Raw genomic sequence first — 9,911 nt, 5'->3', positions numbered from 1 at the left:
AGGCCCCCGACGAGCGGAACAGCTTCAGCGTCTCGTCATCGGGCATGGTGCCATGCTCGATGCTGTCGGCGCCCGCCGCCAGCGCCACGTTGATACCGCCGGTGCCATGCGCGTGCACGGCCACCTTCTTGCCGTGCAGGTGCGCGGTTTCCACCACCGCCTTCGCCTCATCCGGGAACATCTGCTGCCCCAGCCCCGCGCCGATGCGGCTGTTCACGCCGCCCGTGGTCGCGATCTTGATCACGTCCACCCCGCGCCGCACCTGCATCCGAACCGCCAGGCGGCAGGCATCCACCCCGTCGCACAGATTTTCCTGCCCGATGGCGCCGTGGAAATCCTCCGCGATGCTGTTGGTCGCGTCCATATGGCCCGACGTCACCGAAATCGAACGCCCGGCGTCGACGATGCGCGGCCCCTGCGTCCAGCCGGCGGCAATCGCATCGCGCAGCGCCAGCGTCGCGCCGCTGCCGTCGCCCAGGTTGCGAACCGTGGTGAAGCCGGCGTTCAGCGTCTTCATGCCGTTCCACTGCGCCCTCAGCGCGCTCGTCCCGGCAGACGAAGTCATCCCCTCCACCAGCGCCGCCTCGCCGCCCGCGTCGCTGTCCAGATGCACATGGCTGTCGATCAGGCCGGGCAGCACGAAGCGGTTGCCAAGGTCGATCACCGTCGCGCCCGCAGGGGCCTGCCGGCCCGGCAGCAGCGCCACGATGCGGCCTTTCTCCACCACGATGGAGGTCGGCCCCAGCGGCGCCTTCCCCGGCTCGGCCAGAACCCGGTCGGCCTGGATCACGGTCACCTGCGCGGCGGCGGGCGCGGCGGCCAGCACGAATCCGGCGGGCGCAACGGCAAGCAGAAGGGCGGCGAGGGCCGGGCGTGTCATGGTCGGAGTTCCCCTTGATGGTTTGTCCCACCCTAGGGGCCGCGCGCCGCGCTTGCCAAGCCTGTTGCCTGGGTGCGCCTGTTGTTTGGGCGCGCCTATTGCCTGGGTGCGTTGGCCGTCACATCCTCGATCCAGCCGTCGGTCAGCACCTGCGGCTCTTCCTTCACCGCAGGCGGCGCGGCGTCGGGCACCAGGCTCGGGTCCAGCCGGCCGGGATCGGGCTGGGCGGCGCCGTCCGCGCCGAACTCGCCGCCCGGCGCCAGCCCATAGGCCTCGGCATCCGGCTCGGTCGCGAATTCGGGCAGTTCCACCTGATCGTTCAGCGGCGTGGGGGCCACGCCCGTCAGCGCCCGGCTCATGAAGGCGGCGAACACCCGCGCGGGCGCCTGCCCGCCGGCCAGCCCGCGCACGGCCTTCGCATCGTCGCGGCCCATCCACACGCCCGCCACCAGTTCCGGGGTGAAGCCGATGAACCAGCCGTCCTTGTTGCTGCTGGTCGTGCCCGTCTTGCCCGCCAGCGGCCGGCCGATCTGCGCCGCGCGCCCGGTGCCGGTTTCCACCGCAGCGCGCATCATGTCGGTCATGTACTGGGCCACGAAGGGGGCCACCAGGATGCGCGGATTTTCCGGCTCCCGGTTGTACAGCGTCCGGCCCGACGCGCTGGTGATCGACTGGATCGCCCAGGGCCGCGCCTCCACCCCGCCGCCCGCGATCGAGGCATAGGCAGAGGTCATTTCCAGCAGCGTCGTTTCCGAAGCGCCCAGCGCCATAGCGGGCTGGGTGGAAATGGGCGTGGTGATGCCGAACCGCCGCGCCATCGCCGCCACGCTTTCAAAGCCGAAGCGCTGGCCCAGCTGCACCGCCACCGTGTTCACCGACAGCGCGAACGCCTGCCGAAGCGTCATGCCGCCCAGGTAACGGCCGTTCGAATTGCGCGGGCTCCAGCCGTTGATGCGCACGGGCTCGTCCACCACGCGGCTGTCGGGCGTCATCCCTTCTTCCAGCGCCACCAGATAATCAAACAGCTTCCAGCTGGAACCGGGCTGCCGCCGGGCGGTCACGGCGCGGTTGTAGATGCTGGTCGCATAGTCGCGGCCGCCCACCATCGCGGTCACCGCGCCGTCGGTGCGCATGGCCAGGATGCCCACCTGCGTGCCGCCGATCTGCTGCGCCTTGGCGGCGGCCTCTGCCGCGGCCTGGTGGCGCGGGTTCAGGCTGGTCGTCACGTCCAGCGGCTCCACCGCCTCGTCGGTCAGCGTTTCCAGCTGGGTCAGCACCCAGTCGGTGAAATAGCGGACATCGCCCTGGTCCTTGTCCACCACGAAGCGGACGAGATCGACATTCGCGCCCGCCGCTTCGGCCGGGCCGATCGCGCCCGAATCCACCATCGTCGAAATCACGATCTTCGCCCGGCCGCGCGCCCGCTCCGGGTCTGCCGTCGGGGCATAGCGGCTGGGGGCCTTCACCAGCCCGGCGATGATCGCGGATTTGGCAAGGTCCAGCTCGGTGGCCGGATGGCCATAGAATTTGCGGCTCGCCGCATCGATGCCATAGGCCCCGCCGCCGAAATAGACGCGGTTCAGATACAGCTCCATGATCTGCTGCTTGGTGAACTTTCGCTCCATCGCCAGCGCCACGATCTGCTCGCGGATCTTGCGGATGAAGGTCTGGTCCCGCGTCAGGAACAGGTTTCGCGCCAGCTGCTGCGTGATGGTGGAGGCGCCCTCCACCGTCTCACCGGCCTGTATGTTGGCCTTCAGCGCGCGCGCCATGCCGATCGGGTCCACGCCGGGGTGCCAGTCGAAGCGGCGGTCCTCCACCGCCTTCATCGCCTCCACCATCTCCGAGGGGATCTCGGCATAGGGCAGCCAGCGGCCATAGCTGGGGCCGACGGTCACCAGCTCGGTGCCGTCCGCCGCGCGGATCACCACCGACTGGCCCTGCGGGCTCTTCATCAGCTCCTGATAGGAGGGCAGCGACGACATCGTCAGCGCAACGGCCAGCGCCAGCCCCAGCGCGCCCAGCAGCGCAAGCGCCGCGCCCCAGCCGATCAGGCCGGTGACCAGGCGGGCGAAAGCGGAGCGCCGCTTCTTCGGGGGTTTGCGCTTGTTGTTGGGGGCGTGCATCGGCAGGCAGCGCAGATAGAGCGCCATTGTGGCCGCCACAAGGCAGGCCGCCAACGGTTCGCCGCAGCCGCCGGCGCGCCGCCTGCGACATCTGGCGCCGCTACATCTTCAGGGTGATCACCGAACAGCCGCTCATCCACAGGATGGCGTTCAGCAGGATGGTCAGCCCGATCGAGATCAGGATGGATTTCGTCCAGTTGTTCATGGCCCCCCTTCCCCGCAACGCCCCGGGAAGGATGGTCCGCCCCCCGCCCGGCGGCAAGCGCCGATTGCACGCACGGCCCATGCCCCCTATGCGCGGGCCCGTTTCCATTCCCTTTCACGAGACAGGCGCGAACAGATGAGCGATTCGGTGAAGAAGGTGGTGCTGGCCTTTTCGGGCGGGCTCGATACCAGCGTGATCCTGAAGTGGCTTCAGACGACCTACAATTGCGAAGTCGTCACCTTCACGGCCGATCTGGGCCAGGGCGAAGAGCTGGAACCCGCCCGCCACAAGGCCGAACTGATGGGCGTTCGCCAGATCTTCATCGACGACCTGCGCGAAGAGTTCGTGAAGGATTTCGTCGCCCCGATGATGCGGTCGAACGCGCTCTATGAAGGCCAGTATCTGCTGGGCACCTCCATCGCCCGCCCGCTGATCGCCAAGCGGCAGATCGAGATCGCGAAGATGGTCGGCGCCGACGCCGTGTCCCACGGCGCCACCGGCAAGGGCAATGATCAGGTCCGCTTCGAGCTGGGCTATTACGCCCTCGCGCCCGACATCCGCATCATCGCCCCCTGGCGCGAATGGGATCTCACCAGCCGCGAGGCGCTGATCGCCTTCGCCGAGGCGCACCAGATCCCCATCCCGCGCGACAAGCGCGGCGAAAGCCCGTTCAGCACCGACGCGAACCTCCTCCACACCTCGTCAGAGGGCAAGGTGCTGGAAGATCCGTGGGAAGAAGTGCCGGACTATGTCTATTCCCGCACCGACAACCCCGAAACCGCGCCCGACACGCCCGAATATATCACCATCGATTTCGAGCGCGGCGATCCGGTGGCCGTCAACGGCGAGGGGCTGTCCCCCGCCACCCTGCTCAAGAAGCTGAACGACCTCGGCAAGCTCCATGGCATCGGCCGCCTCGATCTGGTTGAGAACCGCTTCGTCGGCATGAAGTCGCGCGGCATGTATGAAACGCCCGGCGGCACCATCTGGCACGCGGCCCATCGCGGCATCGAATCGATCACGCTCGATCGCGGCGCCGCGCACCTGAAGGATGAACTCGCCGTCCGCTACGCCGAGCTGATCTACAACGGTTTCTGGTTCGCCCCCGAGCGGGAGATGCTGCAGGCCGCCATCGATCATTCGCAGGACAAGGTCACCGGCACCGTCCGCCTCAAGCTCTACAAGGGCAGCGTGCAGGTTGTCGGCCGCAAGTCGCCCTACAGCCTCTACAGCCCAAAGATCGTGACGTTCGAGGACGACCAAGGCGCCTATGACCAGCGCGACGCCAAGGGCTTCATCAAGCTGAACGCGCTGCGCCTGCGGCTGCTGGGCCAGCGCGACCGGCAGGGCTGACGCCTCAGCGGGAAAAGATCGCGCGGAACCGCGTGAAGGTGACGATCGCGGCGGCCCCCATGCCGCCTGCGATCGCCGCCGCGTTCGGCGCGCCCGCCCGGTGCAGCAGCGCGAACAGGCCGTAGTTCACCGCGATCCCAAGCGCCGCGGCGGCCGCATAGCGGCCGAACTCGCGCCAGCCGGGCCTTCCGCGCGCGCGGAAGGTGAAGAAGCGGTTCGCCAGAAACCCGACCGAGACAGACGCGCAGAGCGAAACCAGCCGCCCCGCCAGCGGCGGCACGCCCAGTCCCGCCAGCAGCGTCAGCACGCCCCAGTCCACCGCGAACACCAGCGGCGCAACAAGGCCGAAGCGCAGCGATTGTCCGATCCAGTCCGGGCGGGTCATGCGACAGACCAAAGCCGCCCTGCGGCTGTTGGTCAAGCGGCCCATGCCCGCTATGGAATGCAAAAGCACAGGAGCAATGCATGTCAGGGCAAGGGGCGCCGGTCACCGATCTCACCATCTTCCGCCGCACGCTCGTCGTCGCGGCCGGGATCGGTTTCGCCGTCATCCTGTGGCGCCTGACAGACCTGATCCTGCTGCTGCTGGCGGCGGCCCTCGTCGCCTTCATCTTCTACAAGTTCGCCAACTTCCTGCAGGAACGGCTGCGCCTGCCCTTCGCTGCGGCGCTGGCCCTCGCGGTGATCCTGCCCAGCCTGTTCCTGGTCTTCACCTTCGCCCTGTTCGGCAACATGATGGCCGCCCAGTTCGCCATCCTGTTCAACCAGCTGCCCCAGGCCTGGGCCGATCTGCAGGCCTGGCTGCCGACCACGCCGTTCGGCCGCGAAGCCATCGAGAGCGCCAGCAGCTTCGTGCCCGAAGGCAGCCGCATCGTCGCCATCCTGCAGACGGTGTTCTCCAGCCTCGGCACCGTGCTCACCAGCCTCGTCGTGGTGCTGGTGGCCGGTATCTATCTCGCCGCCCAGCCCCGCCTCTATGGCCGGGGCGTGCTGCATCTGGTGCCGCCCCACGCCCGCCACAAGACTGTGGAGGTGGTGCGCGCGGTGGCCGACGCCATCTCCGGCTGGCTGAAGGCGCAAGGCGTCAGCATGATCTTCGTTGGCGCCTTCACCGGCATCGCGCTGTCGCTCGTCGGCATTCCGGCCGCGCCGGCCATCGGCCTCGTCGCGGGCCTGTGCGAATTCGTGCCCTATCTGGGCACGATCGTCGTCGCCATCCCTTCCATCCTGATCGGCTTCTCGATCAGCCCGGAAACCGGCGTGTGGACCATCGTCGCCATGGTGGTGGTGCAGCAGGTGCAGGGCAACATCGTCACCCCGCTGGTGCAGTCCACCATGGCGGAACTGCCGCCCGCGCTCACCATCTTCTCGCTGATCGCGGCGGGCGTCGTTCTCGGCCCGATGGGCGTCATCCTCGCCGTTCCGCTGACGGTCGTGGGGCAGACTCTGATCAAGCAGCTCGTCGTCTACCACACCGACATCGAGGGCGAGGCCGCCGCTAGCGGCGCATCCGCTTCGCCGCCGTCCGAAGCCTGAAGCCCAGCGCCACCAGCAGGATCCCGAACAGGATCGCCCAGGCCCCGATCCACCAGATCAGGATCTTCAGCCCCAGCATGGGCGCTGCGAACAGCAGCACGGCAAAGGCCAGGTTCAGCAGGCCCGAAATCAGCAGCAGCCCGCGCCCATGCTCGCCGTCCAGCTTCATCGCGGCCAGCAGCAGGAACAGGCCCGATACGATGGTGCGGATCGCGATCAGCAGGAACACGAAGGTCAGCGCAAAGCCCGGCATCGCGAACATCAGCACGCCGATCACGATGTTCGCCACCGCCTCGATCGCCAGCCACACCCAGCGCTCCCCGCGCCGCGCCTTGCCGAACGCCGCCGCCAGGCCGAAGCCGCCATCCACGATGGAATAGATGGCGAACACGAACAGCAACGAGAAGCCCGCCACCGACGGGCTGACGAAGCAGATGATCCCGAACAGGATCCCCGCCAGCCCGCGCAGGGCCACCAGCCACCAGCGCTGTTCCAGCATTTCCGCCAGACCGTCCACCATTCCCTGAGACGCCATCCCGAACCTCCACCTCTCGCGATTGCGCGCAGAAGACTCCGTTGCAGCGCCGCGGTCAAGCGGGATCGGCGATCGCTTCACCTGTGGGTGACAACTCGATGTCGCCCTGTTGCAGCCGGCCCGTCGCCGACAGTGTCGCGTCGCCGGATTCGATGGTGAATCCCGCCACCGCCAGCGCCGCCAGCACCAGCCGGTTGTCCGGCCGCAACCGCAGCCGGCCTTCCCAGCTGCCGTCCGCCGCGAGCCACAGATCCATGCCGGCGCGATCCCCGGGCAGCCGCAACGGCGTGAACAGCCGGTCGCCATCGCAGGCGGGCTCGCCGCTCAGCGGCGGGGTTTCGCCCAGGAACGGAATTCCGGTGAGGCTGGTGGAAACATGCCCGCCGGCAGACCGGCAGGCCCCGCGCGGCGTGATCGCCACATGCACATCCTCGAAGCGGATCGCCAGCGCCGGCGCAGGCGGCGGCAGCAACTGCAGCGGAAGCTCGCCGCTCAGCTCTTCCAGCCGGCGCAGCTGGCGGCTGCCCCCAGCCCGGCCCTGCAGGCGCGGCCCCAGCCGCTGGAAGCGCAGGCTGGCCTCGCCCTTCAGCAGCCGGCCGGGATCAAGCCCGACATCCACATCCCCCAGCGGCAGCCCGGCATAGCGGGCATTGCGCAGCCGCCCGCTCCAGATCGAGCCGGACACGCTGTCGGCCTCCAGCCCCGGCGCCAGATAGGTGGTGGCGGCCGAAAGCGGGAAAAACAGGATCAGCAACGCCAGCCCGGCAACGCCCAGCACAACAAGCCAACGCATAGATTCTCCTGCACGCACGGAAATTGCGACATTGACGGGCGGGCCGCACCAAGGCAATCCGCCGCGCTGCCCTTTGGCGCAGCCATATGGCAGCAGCATGAATTCGGAGAATGACTGTGGGATACAAGGTCGTCGTCGTCGGAGCCACGGGCAATGTGGGCCGCGAAATGCTGAACATCCTGGCGGAACGGGAATTCCCGCTGGCGGACATCGCCGCGGTGGCCTCGCCCCGCAGCCAGGGCGACATCATCGAGTTCGGCGAGACGGAGCGCACGCTGAAAGTGCAGTCGATCGAACATTTCGACTTCACCGGCTGGGATATCGCCCTGTTCGCCGCCGGCTCCGGCCCCACGAAGATCTACGCGCCCAAGGCGGCCGCCGCCGGCTGCGTCGTGATCGACAATTCGTCGCTCTACCGGATGGAGCCCGACGTCCCGCTGATCGTGCCGGAAGTGAACCCGGACGCGATCGACGGCTACAAGAAGCGCAACATCATCGCCAACCCCAACTGCTCCACCGCGCAGATGGTCGTCGCCCTGAAGCCGCTGCATGATGAAGCGGGCATCACCCGCGTTGTCGTCTCCACCTACCAGTCCGTCTCGGGCGCGGGGAAGGCCGGCATGGACGAGCTGTTCAGCCAGACCCGCTCCATCTTCGTGGGCGAGGACAAGACGGTGGAGAAGTTCACCAAGCAGATCGCCTTCAACGTGATCCCGCACATCGATGTCTTCGTCGGCGCCGACACCGGCTATGACGGCTACACTAAGGAAGAGCTGAAGATGGCGCAGGAGACGAACAAGATTCTCTCCCCCGACATCAGGGTCAGCGCCACCTGCGTGCGGGTGCCGGTGTTCGTCGGCCATTCCGAGGCAATCTCCATCGAGTTCGAGCGCCCGATTTCGGTCGCGAAGGCGCAGTCCATCCTGCGCGAAGCCCCCGGCGTGATGCTCGTCGACAAGCGCGAGGACGGCGGATACGTCACCCCCGTCGAGTGCGTGGGCGACAGCGCCACCTATGTCAGCCGTGTCCGCAAGGACCCGACGGTCGAAAACGGCCTGACGATCTGGTGCGTCTCCGACAATCTCCGCAAGGGCGCGGCGCTGAACGCGGTGCAGATCGCCGAACTGCTGGGCCGCCGCCACCTGAAAAAGGCGTAAGGCCCGCCCACCCGGCTTCGAAAGGGGCGTCCGGGCAACCGGGCGCCCCTTTTCCATGCGCCGGGCGCATGGCAGGCCATCCGGAATCTTTTGCACTGCACAAGCGGGCCCCGGCGCGCGCCGGCCCTTGTTCGACAGAATGACTTAGTGACAAGGCAGGCAATCCGCCGCCGACCCAGCGAATCCCCTGTATCCTGGGCCGGGAAACCGGCCCTGTAATCGCTTTTATCGATCAACCGATTGCACAATATCAATTTGTGCAATCGCGAAGGCGTTCATATCTCCACCCCTGCCCGAACAATCCATCCAATCAGGAGATTCGAATGCCCATCATCGGAAGCACGCTGAAGCCCTTCACCTCGCAGGCCTACAAGGACGGCAAGTTCGTCCAGGTGACGGATGCCGATGTCGCCGGCAAGTGGGCGATCTTCTTCTTCTATCCGGCCGACTTCACCTTCGTCTGCCCGACGGAGCTGGAGGACATGGCCAACCTCTATGGTGAGTTCAAGGCGCTCGGCGTCGAGATCTACTCGGTCTCCACCGACACGCATTTCAGCCACAAGGCCTGGCACGACAGCTCGCCCGCCATCGGCAAGATCAACTATTACATGCTGGGTGACCCCGCCGGCCAGATCACCAACAACTTCGGCGTGATGCGCGAAGGCGCCGGCCTTGCCGACCGCGCCACCTTCCTCGTCGATCCCGACGGTGTGATCCAGTATGTCGAAATCACATCCGAAGGCGTCGGCCGCAACGCGGCTGAACTGCTGCGCAAGGTGAAGGCCGCTGCCTACGTCCGCTCCCACCCCGGCGAAGTCTGCCCGGCGAAGTGGGAAGAGGGCGAGAAGACGCTGGCCCCCTCGCTCGACCTCGTCGGCAAGATCTAAGAGCCCCCCCGCGCGCCGCCCCACCCCCCGAACCCGGGGCGGCGCGCAACCCTGTTGTGACCATCGCGGAGAGAGACATGCTCGATCAGACCCTGAAGGCTCAGCTGAAGGCCTATCTCGAAAAGGTCGTGCACCCGATCACCCTGAACGCCTCGCTGGATGACAGCCCGAAATCGGCCGAACTCGAAGCGCTGCTCCAGGATATCGCGGCCCTCTCTCCGCAGGTCGGCTATGCCCGCACGGATGATGATGCCCGGCGGCCCAGCTTCGAGATCCGCCGCACCGGCACCGACACCGCCGTGCGCTTCGCGGGCATCCCGATGGGCCATGAATTCACCAGCCTCGTCCTTGCCCTGCTGCAGGTGGGCGGCCACCCCAGCCGCGAGGCGCAGGACCTGCTGGATCAGGTCCGCGATCTCGACGGGGATTTCCACTTCGA

Annotated in this window: 9 protein-coding genes and 1 pseudogene; 5 read left to right on the top strand and 5 right to left on the bottom strand. The window is 67.4% G+C overall.

Going from position 1 to position 9,911, the window contains the following annotated elements:
* Window positions 1-880, bottom strand: an 880-nt coding sequence (locus ACE3O8_RS11310; protein WP_374389793.1) for an amidohydrolase family protein, incomplete at its 3' end; no start/stop codon positions are given.
* 95 nt (window positions 881-975) lie between these two features.
* The gene (locus ACE3O8_RS11305) at window positions 976-3,033 is read right to left on the bottom strand and encodes a transglycosylase domain-containing protein (protein WP_374389791.1); all 2,058 of its coding nucleotides are present in this window, start codon (window positions 3,031-3,033) and stop codon (window positions 976-978) included.
* Window positions 3,034-3,346: 313 nt separating this feature from the next.
* On the opposite strand from ACE3O8_RS11305, the gene ACE3O8_RS11300 reads away from it, so the two are divergent.
* The gene (locus tag ACE3O8_RS11300; protein WP_374389789.1) at window positions 3,347-4,564 is read left to right on the top strand and encodes an argininosuccinate synthase; all 1,218 of its coding nucleotides are present in this window, start codon (window positions 3,347-3,349) and stop codon (window positions 4,562-4,564) included.
* A gap of 4 nt (window positions 4,565-4,568) precedes the next feature.
* On the opposite strand, the gene ACE3O8_RS11295 is transcribed toward ACE3O8_RS11300, so the two are convergent.
* On the bottom strand, window positions 4,569-4,949 hold the full coding sequence (locus ACE3O8_RS11295) for a GtrA family protein (RefSeq protein WP_374389787.1): 381 nt from the start codon (window positions 4,947-4,949) through the stop codon (window positions 4,569-4,571).
* An 80-nt stretch (window positions 4,950-5,029) separates the two neighbouring features.
* Here ACE3O8_RS11295 and ACE3O8_RS11290 point away from each other — a divergent pair, with 80 nt between their 5' ends.
* Window positions 5,030-6,100 carry an AI-2E family transporter gene (locus ACE3O8_RS11290; RefSeq protein ID WP_374389785.1) on the top strand — a complete coding sequence of 357 codons (1,071 nt, stop codon included), beginning with the start codon at window positions 5,030-5,032 and terminating at the stop codon, window positions 6,098-6,100.
* Here the strand turns inward: ACE3O8_RS11290 and ACE3O8_RS11285 are convergent.
* Both ACE3O8_RS11285 and gspN read right to left on the bottom strand, forming a co-directional pair.
* Window positions 6,063-6,635: an HdeD family acid-resistance protein gene (locus tag ACE3O8_RS11285; protein ID WP_374389783.1), complete on the bottom strand. Its 573-nt coding sequence runs from the start codon at window positions 6,633-6,635 to the stop codon at window positions 6,063-6,065. The genes ACE3O8_RS11290 and ACE3O8_RS11285 overlap by 38 nt on opposite strands.
* 55 nt (window positions 6,636-6,690) lie before the next feature.
* Window positions 6,691-7,428: a type II secretion system protein N gene (gene gspN, locus ACE3O8_RS11280; protein WP_374389781.1), complete on the bottom strand. Its 738-nt coding sequence runs from the start codon at window positions 7,426-7,428 to the stop codon at window positions 6,691-6,693.
* A gap of 116 nt (window positions 7,429-7,544) precedes the next feature.
* Between gspN and ACE3O8_RS11275 the strand changes: the two genes are divergently transcribed.
* The 3 genes and pseudogenes from ACE3O8_RS11275 to ACE3O8_RS11265 all read left to right on the top strand — a co-directional run.
* Window positions 7,545-8,585: an aspartate-semialdehyde dehydrogenase gene (locus ACE3O8_RS11275; protein ID WP_374389795.1), complete on the top strand. Its 1,041-nt coding sequence runs from the start codon at window positions 7,545-7,547 to the stop codon at window positions 8,583-8,585.
* A gap of 323 nt (window positions 8,586-8,908) precedes the next feature.
* Entirely contained in the window at window positions 8,909-9,472 is a 564-nt protein-coding gene (gene ahpC, locus ACE3O8_RS11270; RefSeq protein ID WP_374389779.1) for an alkyl hydroperoxide reductase subunit C, read from the top strand.
* 77 nt (window positions 9,473-9,549) lie between these two features.
* Window positions 9,550-9,911, top strand: a pseudogene (locus ACE3O8_RS11265) (alkyl hydroperoxide reductase subunit F); the annotation flags it as partial.

This window comes from Sandaracinobacter sp. (genome assembly GCF_041909755.1).
Taxonomy (GTDB): Bacteria; Pseudomonadota; Alphaproteobacteria; order Sphingomonadales; family Sphingomonadaceae; genus Sandaracinobacteroides.
Note: the sequence above shows the minus strand (reverse complement) of the source record. Positions and strands in the feature narration are given on the sequence as shown.